At 58.5% G+C, this 22,675-nt stretch carries 19 protein-coding genes; 14 read left to right on the top strand and 5 right to left on the bottom strand.

The annotated features are described in order from the left end of the window. Positions 1-3 precede the first annotated feature (3 nt). From ACLH1U_RS12705 to ACLH1U_RS12690, 4 genes are all read left to right on the top strand, one after another. Positions 4-612, top strand: coding sequence for a DUF2291 family protein (locus tag ACLH1U_RS12705; RefSeq protein ID WP_172969432.1), 609 nt, complete (start codon positions 4-6; stop codon positions 610-612). After that, positions 612-2,138, top strand: coding sequence for a sugar ABC transporter ATP-binding protein (locus ACLH1U_RS12700; protein WP_172969407.1), 1,527 nt, complete (start codon positions 612-614; stop codon positions 2,136-2,138). The genes ACLH1U_RS12705 and ACLH1U_RS12700 overlap by 1 nt, the downstream gene beginning before the upstream one ends. Position 2,139: 1 nt before the next feature. Then, on the top strand, positions 2,140-3,228 hold the full coding sequence (locus ACLH1U_RS12695; RefSeq protein ID WP_004885708.1) for an ABC transporter permease: 1,089 nt from the start codon (positions 2,140-2,142) through the stop codon (positions 3,226-3,228). Positions 3,229-3,381: 153 nt separating this feature from the next. Next, a complete protein-coding gene (locus ACLH1U_RS12690) occupies positions 3,382-4,365 on the top strand; it encodes an Rpn family recombination-promoting nuclease/putative transposase (RefSeq protein ID WP_101861797.1) in 984 nt (327 codons plus the stop codon). Here the strand turns inward: ACLH1U_RS12690 and ACLH1U_RS12685 are convergent. Then, on the bottom strand, positions 4,355-5,305 hold the full coding sequence (locus ACLH1U_RS12685; RefSeq protein ID WP_004885703.1) for a sugar-binding transcriptional regulator: 951 nt from the start codon (positions 5,303-5,305) through the stop codon (positions 4,355-4,357). The genes ACLH1U_RS12690 and ACLH1U_RS12685 overlap by 11 nt on opposite strands. A gap of 311 nt (positions 5,306-5,616) precedes the next feature. Between ACLH1U_RS12685 and ACLH1U_RS12680 the strand changes: the two genes are divergently transcribed. Genes ACLH1U_RS12680 through ACLH1U_RS12665 form a run of 4 tightly spaced genes read left to right on the top strand, consistent with a single transcriptional unit; the run spans position 5,617 to position 10,357 of the window. After that, on the top strand, positions 5,617-6,447 hold the full coding sequence (locus tag ACLH1U_RS12680) for a transketolase (protein WP_004885699.1): 831 nt from the start codon (positions 5,617-5,619) through the stop codon (positions 6,445-6,447). Continuing rightward, positions 6,440-7,390, top strand: coding sequence for a transketolase family protein (locus ACLH1U_RS12675; RefSeq protein ID WP_373638355.1), 951 nt, complete (start codon positions 6,440-6,442; stop codon positions 7,388-7,390). The genes ACLH1U_RS12680 and ACLH1U_RS12675 overlap by 8 nt, the downstream gene beginning before the upstream one ends. 34 nt (positions 7,391-7,424) lie before the next feature. Then, a complete protein-coding gene (locus ACLH1U_RS12670) occupies positions 7,425-8,843 on the top strand; it encodes an L-fucose/L-arabinose isomerase family protein (protein WP_004885694.1) in 1,419 nt (472 codons plus the stop codon). A gap of 14 nt (positions 8,844-8,857) precedes the next feature. Continuing rightward, positions 8,858-10,357 (top strand): FGGY family carbohydrate kinase, encoded by a 1,500-nt coding sequence (locus ACLH1U_RS12665; RefSeq protein ID WP_411299278.1) that lies wholly within the window; start codon positions 8,858-8,860, stop codon positions 10,355-10,357. A gap of 62 nt (positions 10,358-10,419) precedes the next feature. On the opposite strand, the gene ACLH1U_RS12660 is transcribed toward ACLH1U_RS12665, so the two are convergent. Next, the gene (locus ACLH1U_RS12660; protein ID WP_032455047.1) at positions 10,420-11,025 is read right to left on the bottom strand and encodes a glutathione S-transferase family protein; all 606 of its coding nucleotides are present in this window, start codon (positions 11,023-11,025) and stop codon (positions 10,420-10,422) included. A 254-nt stretch (positions 11,026-11,279) separates the two neighbouring features. Between ACLH1U_RS12660 and ACLH1U_RS12655 the strand changes: the two genes are divergently transcribed. Further along, a complete protein-coding gene (locus ACLH1U_RS12655; RefSeq protein WP_110211996.1) occupies positions 11,280-12,173 on the top strand; it encodes a LysR substrate-binding domain-containing protein in 894 nt (297 codons plus the stop codon). Here the strand turns inward: ACLH1U_RS12655 and ACLH1U_RS12650 are convergent. After that, on the bottom strand, positions 12,170-13,426 hold the full coding sequence (locus ACLH1U_RS12650; protein WP_023288762.1) for a mechanosensitive ion channel family protein: 1,257 nt from the start codon (positions 13,424-13,426) through the stop codon (positions 12,170-12,172). The two genes, ACLH1U_RS12655 and ACLH1U_RS12650, sit on opposite strands and share 4 nt — an antisense overlap. Before the next feature lie 225 nt (positions 13,427-13,651). On the opposite strand from ACLH1U_RS12650, the gene ivy reads away from it, so the two are divergent. Beyond that, positions 13,652-14,098, top strand: coding sequence for an Ivy family C-type lysozyme inhibitor (gene ivy, locus ACLH1U_RS12645; RefSeq protein WP_411299277.1), 447 nt, complete (start codon positions 13,652-13,654; stop codon positions 14,096-14,098). Between the two features lie 46 nt (positions 14,099-14,144). On the opposite strand, the gene betT is transcribed toward ivy, so the two are convergent. Next, positions 14,145-16,178 (bottom strand): choline BCCT transporter BetT, encoded by a 2,034-nt coding sequence (gene betT, locus ACLH1U_RS12640; protein ID WP_023288760.1) that lies wholly within the window; start codon positions 16,176-16,178, stop codon positions 14,145-14,147. Between the two features lie 128 nt (positions 16,179-16,306). On the opposite strand from betT, the gene betI reads away from it, so the two are divergent. The 3 genes from betI to betA are packed head-to-tail and all read left to right on the top strand — an operon-like array spanning position 16,307 to position 20,058. After that, positions 16,307-16,894 carry a transcriptional regulator BetI gene (gene betI / locus ACLH1U_RS12635; RefSeq protein ID WP_023288759.1) on the top strand — a complete coding sequence of 196 codons (588 nt, stop codon included), beginning with the start codon at positions 16,307-16,309 and terminating at the stop codon, positions 16,892-16,894. A gap of 13 nt (positions 16,895-16,907) precedes the next feature. Further along, positions 16,908-18,380 (top strand): betaine-aldehyde dehydrogenase, encoded by a 1,473-nt coding sequence (gene betB, locus ACLH1U_RS12630; RefSeq protein WP_065804687.1) that lies wholly within the window; start codon positions 16,908-16,910, stop codon positions 18,378-18,380. Positions 18,381-18,393: 13 nt separating this feature from the next. Next, a complete protein-coding gene (betA, locus tag ACLH1U_RS12625; protein ID WP_023288757.1) occupies positions 18,394-20,058 on the top strand; it encodes a choline dehydrogenase in 1,665 nt (554 codons plus the stop codon). 140 nt (positions 20,059-20,198) lie between these two features. Here the strand turns inward: betA and ACLH1U_RS12620 are convergent, their stop codons facing one another. Continuing rightward, positions 20,199-20,894: a GNAT family N-acetyltransferase gene (locus ACLH1U_RS12620; RefSeq protein WP_032455045.1), complete on the bottom strand. Its 696-nt coding sequence runs from the start codon at positions 20,892-20,894 to the stop codon at positions 20,199-20,201. Positions 20,895-21,099: 205 nt separating this feature from the next. Here ACLH1U_RS12620 and ACLH1U_RS12615 point away from each other — a divergent pair, with 205 nt between their 5' ends. Next, a complete protein-coding gene (locus tag ACLH1U_RS12615) occupies positions 21,100-22,668 on the top strand; it encodes an ABC transporter substrate-binding protein (protein WP_023288755.1) in 1,569 nt (522 codons plus the stop codon). The last annotated feature ends 7 nt before the right edge of the window (positions 22,669-22,675 follow it).

The raw sequence follows: 22,675 nt of genomic DNA, 5'->3' as shown, positions 1-22,675 counted from the left end.
ATGATGCGGTTAAAACAATGGGGCGCCGTGCTGATGGGCTGCGCCGCCCTGTTGCTGACGGCCTGCACGGTGGTGGACTTAGATGAGAATGGCAAGCCAGTGCTGCCTGCCGACCCGAACGCGAAACCCAGCTTCGACCATCTCACCCCGCAGCAGATCGCGCAACAAACCTGGCAATCTCGTGTGATTGACGCAGCGAACCAACATGCGCTGGACGCGACTGCGCTGGAAAAAGTGCGCCAGGCGTCTGGCGCTACGCCACAGAGCGTCTTTGTCCGCCTGAACAGCGAGGTGACCGGGACTGACGTCAGCAACCCACGCGAGCAAAAGCTCAAACTTACGCTACACGGCCAGCCGTTGGTCGTGCAATTAGGTCCTGTCATGCGAGGCAATGCCATCCGCGATGCCAGCGGTTTCAAATTTGAAGACTTTACCAACCAGGTGCAGTTTGCACAGCTTTCACGCGCCTACAACCGGGAGGCGATAAAATCGTTGCCGACAGTGGACGCGAGCTGGACAGGCAAGCCTGTCGATATTCTCTTTGCGGTCACGGTTATTAACGGCAGTCTGCAGGATGCGGCCGCTCTTCAGCTAAAACAGGAGGTGCGCTGATGGCCAGTTCACCCGCAGAGGATATCATTTTACGCACCCGTGGTATTTCGATGTTGTTCCCCGGCACGGTGGCGTTGGATAACGTCGACTACAACGTCTGGCGCGGCAAAGTTAACGTGATCATCGGCGAAAATGGCGCCGGTAAATCAACGCTCATGAAAATTCTCGCCGGTGTGCAACAGCCGAGCCTGGGTGAAATGGAGCTCAACGGCAACATAGTCCATTTCTCCAGCACCCGCGAGGCCGCCGCCCACGGCATTGGTATGGTCCACCAGGAGCTGAACCTGTTTGAAAATCTTAGCGTCGCGGAAAATATCTTTCTTGGTCGCGAGCTACAGCGCGGGCTGACGCCAATTAACGAAGCAGAGCAGGAACGACAAGCCGCGGAGCTGTTGCAGCGACTCGATCAGCCGATCTCGCCGCGGGAGCTGGTGGGTAACCTGAAGGTCGGTCAGCAGCAGTTGGTCGAAATAGCCAAAGCGCTGGCGGAAAATGCGGACATTCTGATCCTTGATGAGCCCACCTCAGCCTTAAGCAAAACCGAGGTGGATATCCTGTTTCGGGTCATCCGCGAACTGACGCGTCAGGGGGTGTCCATTATCTACATCTCACACCGTCTGGAGGAGCTGATGGCCATCGGCGACGTCATTACCATACTGCGTGACGGCAAATTCCAGGCGGAGGCCAGGGTGAGTGAAATTGATGTGCCATGGATCGTCCGTGAAATGCTGGGAAGCGATCCAGTAAGCCATTTTCTTCCCCCGGATCGCCGCTTCGGCGCCCCACTGCTGGAAGTGGAGAACCTGACCTGCGTGAATGCCGCGGGCAATACGGTGGTGGATAACGTCAGTTTAAAAGCACATGCCGGTGAAATTATTGGGATCTACGGTCTGATGGGCGCCGGACGAACCGAGCTGTTTGAATGTCTGCTGGGGACAGCGCGCCACTACTTTGGCAAGATCTGGCTGGACAGCAAACCGGTTCCCCAGCGGTTAACCACGGCCGAACGTATCCGCATGGGCATGAGTCTGGTGCCGGAAGATCGTAAGCGGACCGGGATTTTTCCCATCTCGTCAGTCGCCAGCAATCTGACCATTGCCAGCCTGTGGCGTCGTCTTCAGCGCGGGTTAACCATTGCCAATAAAGAGGAAGAGGCCGTCGTCGCCAGCACGATTGGCAATCTCTCCATTAAGGTCTCATCACCAGAAGTCGAGATCCAGGCGCTCAGCGGCGGCAATCAGCAAAAGGTGGTTATTGGCCGTTCGCTGTTAACCAATCCGAAGGTGCTGTTTCTTGACGAGCCTACGCGCGGAATCGACATCGGCGCCAAGGGGGATGTGTTTCGCATGATGGTGCAATTGTCGCAGCAGGGAATGGCGGTGGTGTTCTCCACCTCCGATTTAAAAGAAATCATGGCGGTCTCTGACCGTATCCTGGTGATGTCAGGCGGCAAACTGACCGCCGATATCGTTCGTGACCAGGCCGAAGAGTCGGCGCTGGTTTCAGCAAGCGCTCAGGGGTTCTAAGATGAAAATGACACAATCGGTCGCACTGGCGCCGCGCGGCGGAGCCTCTCTCTCCCGTGAAAATATCCTGCTGTTGTTATTAAAACTGCGCACCTTTATCGCACTGTTCCTGATTGTCGGCTTCTTCACGATGACCGTGCCCGGTTTTTTATCCGCTGGAAGCATGGTGATTATGATTAAACACATTGCGATTAACGCCTTTCTGGCGTTGGGGATCACCTTTGTCATTATCACTGCCGGTATCGATCTTTCGATTGGCGCTACGCTCGGTCTCTGCGGAATGATAGCCGGCTGGCTTATCACCAAAGGGATAGTACTGCCGATGTTCGGCATCGCTATTTTTCCAAGCGTGTGGGTCATTGTGCCTCTGGTGCTGCTGATAGGCGCGCTGATTGGCGCCGTTAATGGCTGGATCATTACCCGCTACAATGTGGCGCCGTTTATCTGCACCCTCGGTACCATGTATGTGCTCCGCGGAGCCGCGATGCTGACCTCTGATGGCCAAACCTTCCCCGGGCTCGCGGGCAATCCGCAGCTGGGCAACACGGGTTTCGATGAAATTGGCGCAGGTGCGCTCTTTGGCATCCCGTGGGCCATCTGGCTGATGATCCTCCTGGCGCTGATCATCGCCTATATCGCCCGGCGTTTGCCCTTTGGCCGCCATGTTTATGCGATCGGTGACAATGAGCGCGCCGCCGAGCTCTCCGGCGTGAAAGTGAAGCAAATTAAAGTGCTGGTCTACACGCTGTCCGGTTTTTGCGCCGCCATTGCCGGGATCGTGGTCTCCGCGCAGCTGCTGGCCAGCCATCCGGCTAACGGTACCGCTTTTGAGATGAATGCTATCGCCGCCGTCGTACTGGGCGGAACATCGCTGGCCGGCGGCCGGGGAACCATCCTGGGTACGCTGATTGGTGCGTTTGTCATCGGTTTTCTCGCCGACGGGCTGGTGATGATGGGGGTGAGCGAGTTCTGGCAGATGGTCATCAAAGGGATCGTGATTATTGTGGCTGTCATTATCGATCAGATGCAAAACCGGATGCAGCAGAAGGCGGCGGTGGTCGCCCAGAAAGCGGTCATGGAGAATAAGTAACCGCAAGACCTCCTGTGGCTCAGGCCACAGGAGGCGAGACTGACTCACGATGCGCCTTTCTCCGAGGCGCTTCGCAAAACCTCATCGAAAAATCCTGCCCGACGGCAAGCGGTGGTAGCATCCCGCCACTCTGCTCTGCCAGGCAAGGAAGTCATGAAAAAACGTCCTCACTCGACCCCGCACGACAGTCTGTTTAAGCGCTTTCTGCGCGACAGCGAAACCGCACGCGATTTTCTGGATATTCATCTGCCGCCCGCGCTGCGGCAACTGTGCGACTTAAGCACTCTGTACCTGGAATCCGGGAGCTTTGTTGAGGACAACCTGCGCGCCAGCTATTCCGATATTCTCTACTCTCTGCAGACCAGCAAGGGAAAGGGCTATATCTATGTGGTCATTGAGCATCAGAGCACCCCGGACAGCCATATGGCGTTCAGACTCCTGCGCTATGCCCTCGCGGCCATGCAACAGCATCTTGATCGCGGCCATAAAGCGCTGCCGCTGGTAATTCCCATGCTGTTTTATCATGGCAGCATTTCTCCCTATCCCTTTTCACTGTGCTGGCTGGATGAGTTTCCACCTGACTCACCGGCAAAACAGCTTTATCTCGGGGCCTTTCCGCTCGTCGATGTGACCGATATTCCCGACGACGCCATATTACAGCATCGGCGGATCGCGCTTCTGGAACTGGTCCAGAAACACATCCGTCAACGCGATCTTAGCCATATCCTCCAGCAGTTGGTGGAGGTGGTGCTGATGGGATACACTGACCACCAGCAGTTCAAAACGTTATTTACCTATATGTCGCTGCATGGCAATAGCGCCGACCCGGATAACTTTATCGACCAATTGGTCGAACGTCTGCCGCAATATGAGGATACCCTGATGACGATTGCCGAGTACCTGAAGCAGAAAGGTCGCGAAGAGGGAAAACAACGCTGGTTACAGCAAGGCCAGCAAGAGGGGCTTCAGGAAGGTTTACAGGCGGGTGAGCATCGCGAAGCCTGCCGCATCGCGCTGGTGATGTTAGAGAACGGTATGGACACTGAAACCGTGTTGCGGATGACTCGCCTCAGCGCGGACGAACTGGCGACGCTGGCGCGCCAGGCACGCCAGTCTCCCCCCCCGCTTAGCCCTTAATTAACGCGCGCGCGGTCGGGAAATCGGTGATCAGAACATCAATGTAGTCGCCCTGCAACGCGCCGCGGATGGCGTTCTCTTTGTCCACGCCGCCGGCCAGCGCAATCACCTGCGGACAGCGACGAATTTGCTCAAGTTCCATCCCGATCACCGGATCCTCATCCTGGCTCAGTACCGGTTTGCCCGCCGCATCATAGTAATGCAGGCAGATATCCCCCACCGCGCCGCGCTCCGCCAGCAGCTGGAGCATGCTTTCATTATAATAGTTACCGGAGTTTTTCAGCAGCTGCGAAGGCTCCAGTTCACCAATACCGACGATGGCCACATCCACTTCGGCAAATTTCGCCACCACCGCCGCGACGTCCGGGCTGTTTACCAGACGGCTGCGCTCCTCCACGGAGTGCTCAATACTCTGCGACGGCAACAGCCACGCCGGGCAGCCTAAATGCGCCGCCAGCTGCTGGGTTAAAATGGTAGCCTGCACGTTTCCGTTGGGACCGACGCCGCCCAACAGCTGAATCACCCCGGCGGCGCGAATGTTCTGCGGATGCATCTCATCCACCATGCAGCGGATCGTACTGCTCCAGGACGAGATCCCCACGAGGTCTTCCGGCCGCAGCCGCGTTTCGACATAGTGCGCCGCCGCGCTGCCGATGGCATGCTTTACCTGGCTGTAACTGGCATTCTCGCCCACATCCACGACTATCGCTTGTCGAATGCCAAAACGCTCCTCAATCGCCTTTTCCAGATCGACAAAAATGTTTGTCGGCTGGACTACGGTAATTTTCACCAGCCCCTCTTTCTGACAGCGGGTAAGCGCCCGTGAAACAAAAGACTGGGACAGATGCAGCAGCGAGGCGATCTCGGACTGCTTTTTATTTTCGCTGTAGTAAAGCGTGGCGATCTTCACCAGCAACCGCTGTTCATCCTGCTTCGACATGGCATTCCCCTCTGTTTTCTGCTCGTTATTTTTATGCATCATTGAATAGATAACAAGCGCAGCGCCCTTTCCCCGACGATCCAAATGTGATCGTTTTCTCCTTTTTTAGAAAATAGGCCGTACAAATCGTGGACAAACCCCGTCACAGGGCATATCTTACCTATGTGAATAATAAATCAGTAGTGAATATATATTCAATCACTTATTAATACCTTGTTTTGTCGACGATAAAAAGTAGTCAGGATGGGAAGTGTTTCTTTACCCTGCTGGAATATTTATTCATACAAGAATTTACTTTCAAGAGGTGTTTTATGAATCCGTTTTCACTCTCCGTTAAGGAGTTAGAACAAAAAGCACGCGCCATCCGCCGCCGCATCATCGTCTTAAATGCGGAAAGCCCGGCAGGCGGCCACACCGGTGCAGATTTGTCACAAGTCGAACTTCTGACCGCCCTCTACTTTCGCATCCTTAACTGCTCTCCTGCGCTAGAAAAGAGCGACGAGCGCGATATTTATATTCAATCGAAGGGGCACGCTGTCGGCGGTTACTACTGCGTGTTGGCCGAGGCAGGCTTTATCCCCCTTGACTGGCTGGCAACCTATCAACACGCCGACTCGCATCTGCCTGGACATCCGGTGAAGCACAAGACGCCGGGTATTGAGCTCAATACCGGCGCATTGGGCCATGGTCTGCCCGTGGCGGTAGGCATTGCGCTGGCAGCGAAACGCGATAACAACCCGCGTCGCGTATTTGTCGTCACCGGCGATGGCGAACTGGCGGAGGGCAGCAACTGGGAGGCCGCGCTGGTCGCCGCCCACTACCAGCTGGATAACCTTATTATTATCAACGACAAAAATAATCTGCAGCTGGCCGGTGCGACCAAAGAGATCATGAATACCGACCCGCTGGATGAAAAATGGCGCGCTTTCGGCATGGAGGTCACACAGTGCAACGGCAACGATATGGCGGAGGTGGTCGCCACCCTTGAGCGCTTGCAGCCGAACGGGAAACCACACGTCGTGATTGCCAATACCACCAAAGGCGCAGGTATTTCATTTATTCAGGGAAGGCCCGAGTGGCATCACCGGGTACCGAAAGGAGAAGAAATTGAACTGGCGCTGGAGGAACTGAAAGATGAGTAATAGCGAACATCTCGCCACGGTGATGGTGAATGCCTTTATTGATGCCGTAGACCGCGGCGTGGATCTGGTGCCAGTAGTGGCTGACTCCACCTCAACGGCGAAAATTGCCCCATTTATCAAAAGATTCCCTGGCCGGCTGGTCAACGTCGGCATCGCCGAGCAGACGCTGGTTGGCGCTGCCGCCGGCCTGGCGCTGGGGGGTAAAGTGGCCGTGACCTGCAACGCGGCGCCATTCCTTATCTCACGTGCCAATGAGCAGATTAAGGTCGACGTTTGCTACAACAACACCAACGTCAAACTGTTCGGGCTGAACGCGGGCGCCAGCTACGGTCCGCTGGCCAGCACTCACCATAGCATTGACGATATCGCCGTTCTGCGCGGTTTTGGCAATATTGAAATTTACGCGCCGTCCAGTCCCGGCGAGTGCCGACAGATTATCGATTATGCCCTTGCCCACATCGGGCCAGTGTATATCCGCCTCGATGGTAAAGCGCTACCGGAACTGCATGACGAACATTACCGGTTTATTCCGGGCAACATTGATGTGCTGCGTTCGGGGCGCGATGTTGCGTTGGTTGCTATGGGCTCAACGGTACATGAAATAGTGGAAGCCGCCGCACAACTCGCTGCAGAAGGTATTGACGCCACCGTTATCAGTGTCCCATCTATTCGTCCTTGTGATACCCAGGCGCTACTAAAGGCAATACAGTCCTGTCCGGTCGCGATCACGGTGGAAGAACACAACGTCAACGGCGGCGTCGGGAGTCTGGTGGCGGAAGTGCTGGCCGAGGCCGGATGCGCTATCCCGTTGAAACGCTTAGGTATCCCTGACGGGCAATACGCCATTGCCGCCGATCGCGCCGCCACGCGCGCGCGCCATGAAATCGATGCCGCCGGGGTGACGAAGCACGCCCGCAAGCTGCACACAAAAAAAGCATCCTGAAAAATAACAAGAACATCTTACTGGAGAGAACGCAATGTCCCGTATTCCTCAACAACTCACCATGGGCGTCATTATTGGCAATCGGGGATTTTTCCCCAGCTATCTGGTCGCCGAAGCGCGCGAACAGGCGGTAGCCCTGTTTAGCCGCCTTGGGATTAACACCATTATGCTTGATCCATCCCAGACGGAACTGGGTGGCGTGGAAACCCGGCAGGATGCCAAAATTTGCGCCGAGCTGTTCCGCACCCACCGCGACAACATTCACGGTGTCGTGGTGCTGTTACCCAACTTTGGTGATGAAAAAGCCATCGCCGAGACGCTGCGCCTCTCCGGTCTCAACGTCCCGGTGCTTATTCAGGCCGAAGAGGATAATCTGGATAAAATGGGGTTGTCGACGCGCCGCGATAGCTTCTGCGGCAAAATTTCCCTTTGCAACAACCTGCGCCAGTACGGTATCCCGTTTACGCTGACCACCCAGCACGTTTGCGCACTTAGCGGCGAGGTGTTTGAGCAGGATCTCCGGCGCTTCACGCAGATATGTCGCGTGGTAAACAGTATGCGCGGTGTACGCGTTGGCGCGATTGGCGCCCGTCCTGCGGGCTTTAACACCGTGCGCTACAGCGAAAAACTGCTCGAACGTTTGGGCATCGCAGTGGAAACGTTAGATCTATCCGAGGTATTTACCCGGATTAAGTGCCTGCGTGATGACGATATTCGTGTGGATGAGAAGCGCCGCCTGCTGATCGATAATGCCGACGCCAGCGGTATTCCGGCAGATAAACTGATCACTATGGCAAAACTGTTTGTGGTCCTGAGCGAGTGGATTGTTGCCAACGATATCGACACCACCGCGATTCAGTGCTGGACCTCGCTACAGGAAAATCTGGGGATTAACGTCTGCTCCATCATGAGCGTGATGTCCGGACAACTGATGCCAAGCGCCTGTGAAGTCGATGTCATGGGTGCGCTCTCCATGTATGCGCTCGCCAGCAGCAACCTGAGCCCCGCCTCGATCGCGGACTGGAATAATAACTTCGGCGACGATCGCGATAAATGTGTGCTGTTCCATTGCGGGAACTTTGCCTCGGCCAGTCTCGAGTCGCCGCACATGGGAACGGCCGATATTATCGGCACCACCGTCGGCAAAGAAAACACCTGCGGTGCCGTGCATGGTCGCATGAAAAGCGGCGCGCTGACCTATTTTCGCCTCAGCACTGACGACCTGACTGGCGAAATCAAGGCCTACGTCGGCGAAGGCCAATCGGTTGACGATCCCCTGGATACGGTAGGCTGTCGGGCGGTCATTCAGGTTCCCCACCTGGAAAATCTGCTGTCGTGGATCTGCCGTAACGGCTTTGAGCACCATGTCGCGATGAACCATTCTGCCAGTGCTTCAATTCTGCACGAGGCGTTTACGCGATACCTGGGCGTGTCGACCTATCTCCACCAGTAAGGCCGGAGGCCGCTATGTCGGTAAACAAGGATATTATTATTGCCCTCGATGAGGGCACGACCAATGCCAAAGCCGTTGCCTTCGATAGCCACGGGCGGGTAATCGCGCAATTTTCCCGCGCGCTTGAGATCGCTACGCCTCAGGAAGGATGGGTAGAACAGTCAGCGGAGCTTCTGCTTGCCGCGTCGCTGGAGGTGATTTCTCGCACAGTGGCCGCTGTTGGCGCGGAGCGTGTGGCGGCCCTGGCGATCAGCAACCAGCGCGAAACCGTCGTGGGCTGGTATCGGGAAACGGGCGAGGCCATAGCGCCCGCCCTGAGCTGGCAATGTTCACGTAGCGCCACATTTTGCCGCTCGCTGCGTGAACAAGGCCATGAGCCGCAGATCAAGGCGGTAACCGGTCTGCCAATCGCCCCGCTCTTTTCCGCCTCGAAAATGCGCTGGCTGTTGGACCACACGCCGGATGGCCTCATCCGGGCGAAAGATGGCGAGATTTGCCTCGGTACGGTGGATAGCTGGCTACTCTGGCACCTGACGCAAGGCCAGCAATTTTGTTGTGATTACGCGAACGCGTCTCGTACGCAGCTCATGAATCTGCAAACAGCGGGCTGGGATACCGATATGCTCGCCCTGTTTGGCATTCCGCGTGCAGCACTCCCAGTGATAAAACCATCGAGCGGCCTGTTTGGTTACACCGCTGGTTTAGCCACCCTCCCTGATGGGATCCCGGTAATGGCGATGATTGGCGATTCACATGCCGCCCTTTTCGCCCACGGTCTGGGCGCCGCCGGTTGCGTTAAAGCTACTTACGGTACAGGAACCTCGGTGATGGCGCCCGTCGATTCGGTGGCGTGTCACGTCAGCAATCTCGCCACCACGGTGGCCTGGCACGACGGAGAAAAGCTGGTCTATGCACTAGAGGGGAATATTCCCCATACTGGCGATGCGGTGGCGTGGATGGCCGACAGTACGGGCTTGAGCGAACTCTCTCCCGTTGAGCTGGCCCAGGCGCTGAATGCTCTGCCTCGCTCGGTAGACTCCACCTTAGGCGTCTTTTTTGTACCCGCCCTCACCGGCATGGGGGCGCCCTGGTGGGACGAGAATGCCCGCGGACTGATCCATGGGTTAAGCCGGGGGGTGAAGCGTGCCCATCTCATTCGTGCCGCGCTCGAGTCTATTACCTACCAGATTGCCGATGTAATCACTGCGATGCGTGCCCATCATGGCTTTACGCTCAACACGCTGCTGGTGGATGGGGGCCCCACCAAAAACGACTGGTTAATGCAGTACCAGGCCGACCTGCTGGGTTGTCCGGTGATGCGCAGCGATGTGGCCGAGCTGTCAGCGACCGGTGCGGCACTGCTGGCGCGTAAAGCGTTGCACAAGCTGACGGTGGCAGAGCTTCAGCCCTTTTTGCCAGAACACATCACTTATGCGCCAGACCCGCTCCGGCATCATCGGCTTGTGCAGCGATGGCAGTCCTGGCAACACGCGGTGACGCTGGCAAGACGCTGAGCGCAACTCAGCCGGGCGATAACGTCTTCGTCCGGCTGCAATCCAACGCGCCATCCCCGCCGTTAACTCAGGGGATACTGTTGAAACGCCGGCAGCGCCTCTCCTTTCTCCGCCAGCGCGCGGATATGCGGAAACGCCGTTGCCGGCACCACCGTCGGGATCATCAACTGGATAAAGGACCAGACCACCGTGCTGGTGACCAACACCTGGTCCGGCTGCGCGGCGGCAACGCGGTCTGCCAGCCGGGCGTCCCATTCCCGACAGGCGGCGAGCAGTTGACCGGTCACCCGGGCTATCCACGGCTGATGCTGCTTCTCCTCCGGCCGCAGACGGTGCTCATAAACATGCTGGACCGCTTTTTCACTGGCGGCGAGGATCACCCCCAGCAGGTGCAGGTCGCGGGCCAGCGCCTCGGGATGCGCGGGAAGCAGCCGGCGTCCGGCGGGATGGGTCGTTTCGAAATAGTGGAGGATCAGCGTGGAGTCCATCAGCTGTGTCCCGTCATCGAGAACCACCGTCGGCGCCTTGACCACCGGATTAATACGGGAGAATTCATCAAAGCCGCTAAAGACCGACAGCGGCAGGCTCTCGAATTCCACGCCATAGAGCGCCAGAGAAACCGCCACGCGTCTTACATAAGGTGAATCCATCATACCAATGAGTTTCATCGTCACTCCTGCCTGCGATAAAGGGGTTGCTGGCTTACCTTACTGGAAAACCCGCCCCGCGAATATCAGGGGATGCTTACCGCAAAGGTTAGAAGAACTAACAAATTGGCGCCACCGGGTAGTCCGCCTGTCTCCCCTGTGCTATAACGACTGAGAGCGAATGAAGCCCGTCCACTGTCTGCTCGCGGCGGCTTTAAAACCCGCTAACCCGGTAGTAACGTTAACGTATTGACGCCCTGACAAGAGAGATGACCATGGCAGATTTTCCCCCTGTCGCCAGCCTGCGCAGCTTTGAGGCGGTGGCGCGCCTCGGCAGCGTGACGCAGGCCGCCCACGAGATGAGCGTGACCCATTCGGCGGTCAGCCAGCACATCAAACAGCTGGAAGCCCTGGTCGGCGTCACACTGTTTGTCCGCCACGGCCGCGGGGTGCGCATCACGGAAGAGGGGCGGCTCTATGCCCTGCAAATCCGCGAGGCGTTACAGCACATCGCCGACGCCACGCGGATGGTGCGGATCAAACCCCGCACGATGGAACTGACCCTGGCGACGCTCCCCTCCTTTGGCTGCCACTGGCTGCTGCCGCGGCTGGCGCGCTTTCAGGCGCGGCATCCGCAGATCGCGGTGCGCCTGCTGACCAGCCTGGCGGTGGTCAACCTGCAGCAGGAGGGGATCGATCTGGCCATTCGCATGGGGCAAGGCGACTGGGAGGGGATGGAAAGCCGACATCTGTTTGCCGATGAACAGCTGGTGGTGGCCGCGCCGCACTATCGCAGCGGCGACCTGCCGACCACCCCGCAGGCGATCGCCGCCAGCGATATCGTTTTTTCCATGGAGTCCTGGAACGCCTGGTGCAGCCAGGCGGGGCTGGAAAAGACAATCATTCCTGCGGGCCTGCGCCTGAACGACTCCAACCTGGTGCTGGAGGCGGTTCGACTGGGAGCGGGCGTGGCGCTGGAGCGGCGCTCGCTGGTGGCGGGGGCGATAGCCCGCGGCGAGCTGGTGCAGCTCACCGCCGTCACCGTCCCCTACCCCTGGCACTACTGGCTGACCGTCTCCCCGCAGGCGGAGAACCGCCCGGAAGTCGCCCGGTTCATCGCCTGGCTGGAGGAGGAGATCGCCCTCTGGCGTCAGCAGCTCAGCGCTTAACCTTCCGCCGACGGCGGCAGGCCCGCCCGGGCGGCGTGCTCCTGGGAGAGACGCCAGAAATCGTGCCCGGCGGGATACTGATAGAGGCGCAGGGAAAATTGCCCGGCCACCGCGGTAATGTACTCAAATATCGCCGACTGGGTATTCTCGTAGTCTTTCCACAGCGTCGAAGAGGTAAAGCAGTAAATCTCTAACGGGATGCCCGACGGCGACGGTTTCAGCGTCCTCGCCACAATATACATCTCCTTAATAATATCCGGTCGCTCGGCGAGATAGTGCATCAGGTAGTGGCGAAACAGGGTCAGGTTGGTCAGGCCGTTATCGACAAACCAGCGGTCCGCCACGCCGCCGGGATCGCGACCGTCAAGCAGCGTGGTCAGAGGCTCGCTTACCCCGCGGATAGTCAGCATCGAGGAGAGCATCTCCTGGTTGAGAAAACGCACCGAGTGCTGATCGATGGCGATACTGCGCATGATCCGCCGCGCCCCGGAGGAGAACATCGCCTGCCAGTTGGTATAGGTCTCGGTGAGGAAATTCTTGGTGGGAATACGGGAAATGGTATTGTCCCAGTTACGGATGGTAATGGTGTGCAGCGCGATATCCGTCACCTCACCGCTGAGGTTCTTGTCAGGCATTTCAATCCAGTCCCCCAGCTGGAGCACGTCGTTGGACGACAGCTGAACGTTCGCCACCAACGACAGCAGGGTATGCTGGAAGACGATCATCAGCACCGCCGCCACCGCCCCCAGACTGGAGATAATAATGATCGGCGATTTGTTCGACATCACGGCGAGGATCATAATCGCCGCCAGGATGTGGACTAAGATTTTGCCTATCTGGATATAGCCCTTAATGGAATGATTTTTACGTTTGGTTTTTCGCAGATAAGAGCTGTTGACAATATCCAGCATCTCGTTGAAAAACACCGACATAAAAATAAAAAACAAGATCCCGCAGATGGTATTAATCGCCGTTACCAGCGATGCCGGCATCGCTGGCATAAACTGCAGAACGTAATAGACGATAATAACCGGAATGAAATTGGACAACTTTTCGGCGATGCGTCGATCCTTCTCCAGCGGCACGTCCTGTTTATGGCTGCCAAAGAAGACCTTACGCACCACTTTAATCAGCAAGAACTTGCATAAAAGGTGGGCAAATATGCCAGAGAGCAGCAGCAGAATAAGGTTAAATCCCACCGCCAGCGCCGGATTACTCTCAATAAACGTCAGTAGATGATTCACATACGCCATGCTTTATCGCCTGAATAACTATGCCATTTCGCTAACTGCTTTATCACAAGGGCATATATTGGAAAATTTTAATCAATCCGCATCATGGCATATCGCTTAGCGTAACGTCCATGCGCGCACCGCTGCTAATCATTCACGGGATTTATGTCATAGTTTGCATTAATCATTATCTACGCTCACTATAAAGAGGCTTGTTATGAGGACGGAATAAGTCCAGGAGGAAACATGTTTAAAACGCTTACCGCTATTATCGCCTTAGCCGCCTCCGCCAGCGTCATGGCGCAAGGCGACGTCACGCTGAACAGTCTGGCCCACGATACCGCCACCCGGGCGTCGTTTAACCAGATGGTCAAAGGCCATCAGCTGCCCGCCTGGGTGATCACCGGCGGCACCGGTTCGCCGGCGCAGACGGTGAAGCTGGGTAGCGAATCCTGGCAGGTGTTAAGCGCCTGCAAACCCCACGACTGCGGCCATGAGCGTATCGCGGTGATCTGGTCGGAAAAAACCAAACAGATGTCAGGCGTTTACTCGGTGGTCGATGAAAAAACCGACCAGGAGAAGCTGACCTGGCTTAACGTCAGCGACGCCCTGTCCATTGATGGCAAAACCGTGCTGTTTGCCGCCCTCAGCGGCAGCCTCGACAACCATCCGGACGCTTTTAACTACCAGTAACAGCCCGTCGCCCCCGTCAGTCTTTCCCCGACGGGGGTTCCCCTGACTAGCCATCCGGGAACATCACGCTGTTCCCCGGCGCTTCCCTGTGCAGATGGATAAAGTTCAGGTGCCGCTCGTACTGGTCGAGAATATCGGTGATCACCTGCTCTTTGCTGTAGTCCATCAGGTCGTTACCCTGGCTGCCCTCCAGCAGGAAGGTCTCCAGCCGGTAATAGGTGGATTTCCCGCTGCGCGCCCGATAGGTAAAGCCCGGCACCGAGTACTGCTGCGGCCAGATCTTGTAGATAAAGTTCTGCTCGTCGCCCATGTGCACCAGCAGATCGAGGTGACCAAGGTTCTCGCCCTCTTCCGGCGGCAGGCTCTTCAGTTCCACCGCGGCGCCGCGCAGCCGCAGCTCCTGGGCAACCTCCTCCATCGCCGGGAAGCACACCGTCTCCATCATCTGTTTGGTATAGCGCGTGCCCGGGTAATTCATCAGCCGCGACAGGCGCTTCTTCCAGCTCAGCCGATCCTGCAGGCCGAGCGGGCGCGGGGCAGTGTCGCGGCTGGCGCTAACCCGGCGGTAATCTTCCACCTTCAGGGACTTATACAGTCCGGCCATCACGAAGAAAATCACAAAGCTGAACGGCAGCCCCATGATCACCGTGGTGTTCTGCAGCGCCGAGATGCCGTTGGTCATCAGCATCCCGAGGGTCAACAGACCGATAGCCACCGACCAGAAGATGCGCAGCCAGTTCGGGGAGTCGCTGTTGATGTCCTTCAGCTTCGAGGTAAAGTTTCCCAGCACCAGCGCGCCGGAGTCGGCAGAGGTGACGTAGAACAGCAGACCGGTAATGGTCGCCACCGACGCGCTAAAGGTAAACGCCGGATACTGCGCCAGCAGGCTGTAGAAGCCGCGCTCCGGGTGGAGCATCGCCTCCCCGGCAAAGGCCGCGTCGCCGTGGATGATCTCATACAGCGCGCTGTTGCCGAACACCGACAGCCACAGCAGGGTAAAGGTGAACGGAATAATCAGGGTGCCCATCACAAACTGGCGGATGGTGCGCCCGCGCGAAATGCGCGCCAGGAACAGGCCAACGAACGGCGACCAGGCCACCCACCACGCCCAGAAAAAGAGCGTCCAGTTGTTCATCCACTCCACCGGGCGGTCGAAGGCGAAGCTGTTCAGCGTCATGCCCATAAAGCGGTTGACGTAGTCGCCGACGTTCAGCACTAACGCATTGAGCAGGAAGGAGGTATCGCCCATGAACAGCACGAACAGGATCAGCCCCAGCGCGAGGGCGACGTTCAGCTCGGAGAGCACGCGGATGCCCTTGTCCACCCCGGAGGTGACCGAGATGGTGGCGATGATCACCGACAGCGCTATCAGGGCCGCCTTCGCCGCCAGCGAGTCAGGAATATCGAACAGCACGCTCAGACCGTAGTTGAGCTGCACCACGCCAATGCCGAGGGTGGTGGCGATGCCGAAGATGGTGCCGATCACCGCCGCGATATCGACGCTGTGGCCGATGGGGCCATTAATCTTTTTCCCGAAGATAGGATAGAGCGCCGAGCGGATGGTGAGCGGTAAATTATAACGATAGCTAAAGTATCCCAGCGCCATGCCCATCAGGGCATACATCGACCAGCCGGTGAGTCCGTAGTGGAATAGCGTCCACACCATCGCCTGGCGCGCCGCCTCGATGGTCTGCCCCGCCCCTTCCGGCGGCTGCATATATTGCGTCACCGGTTCGGCGACCGAGAAGAACATCAGGTCGATGCCGATCCCGGCGGCGAACAGCATCGCCGCCCAGCTCAGCAGGCTGAACTCGGGCTTAGACTGCTCCGGCCCGAGCTTCACCGAGCCGAAGCGCGAACAGGCAATGCAGACGACGAAGACGATATACAGCGTCGCCGCCAGCAGATAGTACCAGCCGAAGGTTTTCGACACCCAGTCCAGGGTGCGCCCAATCCACTCGGCAGAAAAATCGCGAAAAAAGATCGTCATCAGGGAAAACAACAAAATCAGTCCGGCCGAGGTATAAAAAACCACCGGATTGATTTTGTCCTTTTCTCTGTTTTGCGAAAGATCTGTCATCCAGTATCCCCACTGTTTTTGTAACTATTAAAATTCAATAACGTAACAATTAAGACACATTTTATATTGAACGTCCAATCAAAAACCGCTTTAATAGTTAACCAACGCTGATGAATGGAGTGGCAAAAATGCCCAAACTGGGGATGCAGCCAATCCGGCGCAGGCAACTGATCGACGCCACGCTGGACGCAATAAATGAAGTCGGAATGCACGACGCGACCATCGCGCAGATCGCCCGGCGGGCGGGCGTATCGACGGGGATCATCAGTCACTATTTCAAAGACAAAAATGGTCTGCTGGAAGCGACCATGCGCGACATCACCAGCCAGCTGCGCGACGCGGTGCTTAACCGTCTGCACGCCCTGCCGGACGGCAGCGCCGGAGAGCGTCTGCAGGCGATAGTCGGCGGCAACTTTGATGAGACGCAGATCAGCAGCGCGGCGATGAAGGCCTGGCTGGCCTTCTGGGCCAGCAGCATGCACCAGCCGATGCTCTACCGCCTGCAGCAGGTGAGCAGCCGCCGCCTGCTGTCAAACCTGGTGTACGAGTTCCGCCGCGAGCTGCCGCGCGAGCAGGCCCAGGAGGCCGGCTACGGGCTGGCTGCGCTGATAGACGGCCTGTGGCTGCGAGCGGCGCTCAGCGGCAAACCGCTGGATAAGACGCTGGCGCAGTCGCTGACCAGCCACTTTATTCGTCAGCATTTACCGAACCCATAACCGAGGAGGCGTTATGTCCCGAATGGCAGAACAGCAGCTTTATATTAATGGTGGTTATACATCGGCCACCAGCGGTCGCACCTTCGAGACCATCAACCCTGCCACTGGCGAGGTGCTGGCGACCGTTCAGGCTGCCGGACGCGAGGATGTCGACCGCGCCGTCGAGAGCGCGCGGCGCGGGCAAAAAATCTGGGCGGCGATGACCGCCATGGAACGCTCGCGCATCCTGCGTCGCGCCGTCGATATCCTGCGCGAGCGGAACGACGAGCTGGCAAAGCTGGAAACCCTCGACACCGGTAAAGCGTATTCCGAAACCTCAACCGTGGACATCGTCACCGGCGCCGACGTGCTGGAGTATTACGCGGGGCTGATCCCGGCGCTGGAAGGCAGTCAGATCCCCCTGCGCGAGACGTCGTTCGTCTACACCCGCCGCGAACCGCTGGGTGTGGTGGCCGGGATCGGCGCGTGGAACTATCCGATCCAGATCGCCCTGTGGAAATCGGCGCCAGCGCTGGCCGCCGGCAATGCAATGATTTTCAAACCGAGCGAAGTCACCCCGCTCACCGCCCTCAGGCTGGCGGAAATTTACAGCGAAGCGGGCCTGCCGGACGGGGTGTTTAACGTCCTGCCGGGCGTGGGTGCGGAGACCGGCCAGTACCTGACTGAACATCCGGGCATCGCTAAAGTCTCCTTTACCGGCGGCGTCGCCAGCGGCAAAAAGGTGATGGCCAACTCCGCAGCCACATCGCTGAAGGAGGTCACCATGGAGCTGGGCGGTAAATCGCCGCTGATTATTTTCGACGATGCGGATCTCGATCTCGCGGCCGACATCGCCATGATGGCCAACTTCTTCAGCTCCGGCCAGGTGTGCACCAACGGCACCCGCGTGTTCGTCCCCGCGAAGGTTAAGGCGGCGTTTGAGCAGAAAATCGTTGAGCGCGTGGGCCGCATCCGCGCGGGCGATCTGTTCGATGAAACCACCAACTTTGGCCCGCTGGTCAGCTTCCCGCACCGTGACAATGTGCTGCGCTACATCGCCAAAGGCAAAGCAGAAGGCGCGCGCCTGCTGTGCGGCGGCGACGTGCTGAAGGGCGAAGGCTTTGACAACGGCGCATGGGTGGCCCCGACGGTGTTTACCGACTGCACCGATGAGATGACCATCGTGCGCGAGGAGATCTTCGGCCCGGTGATGTCCATCCTCAGCTACGCGTCCGAAGAAGAAGCGATCCGCCGCGCCAACGATACCGACTACGGTCTGGCGGCGGGTATCGTCACTGCCGACCTGAACCGCGCCCACGGCACCATTCATCAGCTGGAAGCCGGCATCTGCTGGATCAACAGCTGGGGGGAATCCCCGGCGGAGATGCCGGTCGGCGGCTATAAGCACTCCGGTATTGGCCGCGAGAACGGCGTGATGACCCTGCAGAGTTACACCCAGGTGAAGTCCATCCAGGTTGAGATGGGTAAATTCCAGTCCATATTTTAACCGGGAGGTTTTTTTGCAATTTGACTACATCATTATTGGCGCCGGCTCCGCCGGCAACGTTCTGGCGACACGACTGACTGAAGATCCAAACACCACCGTCCTGCTGCTGGAGGCCGGCGGCCCGGACTACCGGTTCGATTTTCGCACCCAGATGCCCGCCGCGCTGGCTTACCCGCTGCAGGGCAAACGCTACAACTGGGCCTACGAGACCGAACCGGAGCCCTATATGAACCACCGCCGCATGGAGTGCGGGCGCGGCAAAGGGCTCGGCGGCTCCTCGCTGATTAACGGCATGTGCTACATTCGCGGCAACGCTCTGGACCTCGATAACTGGGCCGCCGCCCCGGGACTGGAACACTGGAGCTATCTCGACTGCCTGCCCTACTACCGGAAAGCGGAAACCCGCGATATCGGGCCCAACGACTATCACGGCGGCGATGGCCCGGTGAGCGTCACCACGCCGAAGCCCGGCAATAATCCGCTCTTCGAGGCGATGGTTGAAGCCGGAGTGCAGGCGGGGTATCCGCGCACCGACGATCTCAACGGCTACCAACAGGAAGGCTTTGGTCCGATGGACCGCACCGTGACGCCGCAGGGCCGTCGCGCCAGCACCGCCCGCGGCTATCTCGACCAGGCGCGCGGTCGCCCCAACCTGACCATTCGCACCCATGCGCTGACCGATCACATTATTTTTTCCGGCAAGCGCGCGGTGGGCGTCGAGTGGCTGGAGGGGGAAAGCACTATCCCGTCAAAAGCGACGGCCAACAAAGAGGTGCTGCTGTGCGCCGGGGCGATTGCCTCGCCGCAGATCCTGCAGCGCTCCGGCGTCGGCAACCCCGAGCTGCTCAGGCAGTTCGATATCCCGGTGGTCCACGATCTCCCCGGCGTGGGTGAGAATCTGCAGGACCATCTGGAGATGTACCTGCAGTACGAGTGCAAAGAGCCGGTGTCGCTCTACCCGGCGCTGCAGTGGTGGAACCAGCCGAAGATCGGCGCCGAGTGGCTGTTCGGCGGCACCGGGATCGGCGCCAGCAACCAGTTCGAAGCAGGCGGTTTTATCCGCAGCCGCGCAGAGTTCGCCTGGCCGAACATTCAGTACCATTTCCTGCCGGTGGCGATTAACTACAATGGCTCCAACGCGGTGAAAGAGCATGGCTTCCAGTGCCACGTCGGTTCGATGCGTTCTCCCAGCCGCGGCCACGTGCGTCTGAAGTCGCGCGACCCACACGCCCATCCGGCGATCCTGTTTAACTATATGTCCCATGAGCAGGATTGGCAGGAGTTCCGCGACGCCATTCGCATCACCCGGGAGATCATGAACCAGCCGGCGCTGGATAAGTATCGCGGCCGCGAAATCAGCCCGGGTATTGACTGCCAGAGCGATGCCGAGCTGGATGAGTTTGTGCGCAACCACGCCGAGACCGCGTTCCACCCGTGCGGGACCTGTAAGATGGGTTACGACGAGATGGCGGTGGTCGACGGCGAAGGCCGGGTCCACGGTCTGGAAGGAGTGCGGGTGGTCGATGCGTCAATTATGCCGCAGATCATCACCGGCAACCTGAACGCCACCACCATTATGATCGGCGAGAAGATGGCTGACGCCATTCGCGGCCGCCAGCCGCTGCCGCGCAGCACGGCGGCGTATTATGTCGCTGGTGACGCGCCGGTTCGCCGCTAATCGTTTAGGCCGGACGGCGGCTATGCCTTGCCCGGCCTACGGTCCGGGCGGCCAGCGGTTAATGTAGCCACTTACGCCACCGGTATCGGCGGCGTCAAAATCGCAGAGGCGTTCCCGGAAGGTCGGGACAGCCTCTGATGTTAGCGAAACGCCTCCAGGCGTTTGATCTGCTGCCCGTCGGCAGTAAAGTTCTCCACCGCCAGCCATGCCCGCAGCGCTGCATCGCGCGCAGGCCACTCGCCATCGATGATGGACAGCATATCGCTGTCGCGCGTCCGCCCTTTGCGCACCAGCCTCTGCCGCAGGCGCCCTTCCCAGCTAAAGCCCAACCGCTCGGCGGCCCGGCGCGAGGCGACATTCATCGAATCGCATTTCCACTCCAGCCGACGGTAGCCATGATCAAAGCCGTTCTTCAGCAACAGCCAGACCGCTTCGGTACCCAGCGGGGTGTTTTTCATCCGTCGCGACCAGGTGACATGGCCGATCTCAACCGTGCCCATTTCCCGTTCGATCGCCATATAGCTGACGATGCCCACCGCCTGCTCGCTACGCAGGTCAATCACCGCGTAGGGCACCAGAGCATCATCATTCACCTTGCCCGCGATCCAGTGGGCGGTCGCCGCCACGCTCTCCGGCCGCGTAGACGCCAGCCACGTCCAGTCGCTGTTGTCGCCTAGCGCATAGGCGGCAAACAGATCCGCCGCATGACGGTCAACGTCCAGCGGCTCCAGTCGACAAAAACGGCCATTTAACGCCGTTCGCCGCAGGACTCGCGCCCCCTGCCAGCCAGGGACAAGATCGTTCACCTGCTGGCCAAACTCATTGATTTCCGGCACACCCACCTCCTCGCAATAGACAATGCGTTATAGCAAGAAGCCAGCAGCGGAGAAAGGCGCTTCTGCACGCCTGGCAATAACCTGTCGTTCTTGATTATGCGTTTTTAGCATAAGGATATCCTTATTTTGACTTTACGCCTTTTGGCAAGCGGCCTAACGTAGCGAAGCATAAAAAATTAAAATAACCATTTTTCAGGGATTGCATATGACCAAGAAACTGTTGCCTTTACTGGTACTGACGGCGCTCTCCGCCGCCGCGCATGCCGCCACGCCGCCCAACACGCTGGTGGTCGCCCAGGGTCTCGACGATATCGTCAGCCTCGACCCGGCGGAAGCAAACGAACTCTCCAGCATTCAGACGGTGCCCAGCCTCTACCAGCGTCTGGTACAGCCGGACCGCAACAACCCTGAAAAAATCGTACCGATCCTCGCCGAAAGCTGGCAGGCCGACCCGGCGACGAAAACCCTGACCATCAAACTGAAGCCGGATGCCAAATTCGCCTCCGGTAATCCGCTGCGCCCGGAAGATGTGATTTTCTCTTACACCCGCGCGGTGACGCTGAATAAATCGCCGGCGTTTATTCTCAACGTGCTCGGCTGGCAGCCGGACAACATCGCCAGCCAGCTGAAAAAGGTTGACGACCATACCCTGACGCTGCACTGGACCGCCGACGTCAGCCCGGCGGTGGCGCTGAATATTCTCTCCACCCCCATCGCCTCCATCGTTGATGAAAAACAGGTGGCGCCGAACGCGAAAAATAACGACTTCGGCAACGACTGGCTGAAGATGCACTCGGCGGGCAGCGGGGCCTATAAAATGCGCGTCTACCAGCCGCATCAGGCCATCGTGCTGGAAGCCAACGCCAGCTCCCCCACCGGCGCGCCGAAGATCAAGAGCATCATTATTAAAAACGTCCCCGACCCGGCTTCCCGCCGCCTGCTGATCCAGCAGGGGGATGCCGACGTGGCGCGCGATCTCGGCGCTGACCAGATTGCCGCCCTGCAGGATAAACCCGGCGTGAAGGTGCTGAGCATCCCGTCCGCCGAGCAGAACTATCTGGTGTTTAATACCGCCAACAGCGCCAACCCGCTGCTCAATAATCCGGCCTTCTGGGAGGCGGCGCGCTGGCTGGTCGATTATGAGGGCATCACCAAAAATCTGCTGAAAGGCCAGTACTTTATTCATCAAAGCTTCCTGCCGGCCGGCCTGCCGGGGGCGCTGGAGACCAATCCATTCGCCTTCGACCCGCAAAAAGCTAAGGCTATCCTTGATAAAGCGGGCATTAAGGATGCGCACTTCACCCTCGACGTGGAGAACAAACCGCCGTTTATCACCATCGCCCAGTCGCTGCAGGCCAGCTTCGCCCAGGGCGGGGTGAAGGTAGATCTCCTGCCGGCCGCCGGCAGCCAGGTCTATGCCCGGGTGCGCGCGAAGCAGCATCAGGCGGCGATCCGCCTGTGGATCCCGGACTACTTTGATGCCCATTCCAACGCCAGCGCCTTCGCGTGGAACGATGGTAAATCCAGCACCGTGGCCGGGCTCAACGGCTGGCAGATCCCTGAGCTGAATAAAGCCACCCTCGCCGCGGTGGCGGAGCCGGACCCGGCAAAACGCCTCGACCTGTACAAAACGATGCAGGAAACCCTGCTGCAGCATTCGCCATACGTCTTTATTGACCAGGGGAAAACCCAGATCGTGGTGCGCGATAACGTGAAGGGCTATCAGCAGGGGCTGAACGCCGACATGGTCTGGTACGATAACGTGACCAAGTAAGCGGGTT

The organism is Klebsiella sp. 1SOBk5mer (assembly GCF_046603115.1).
GTDB classification, from domain to species: domain Bacteria; phylum Pseudomonadota; class Gammaproteobacteria; order Enterobacterales; family Enterobacteriaceae; genus Klebsiella; species Klebsiella quasipneumoniae.
This window is presented reverse-complemented; position numbering and strand designations above follow the sequence as displayed.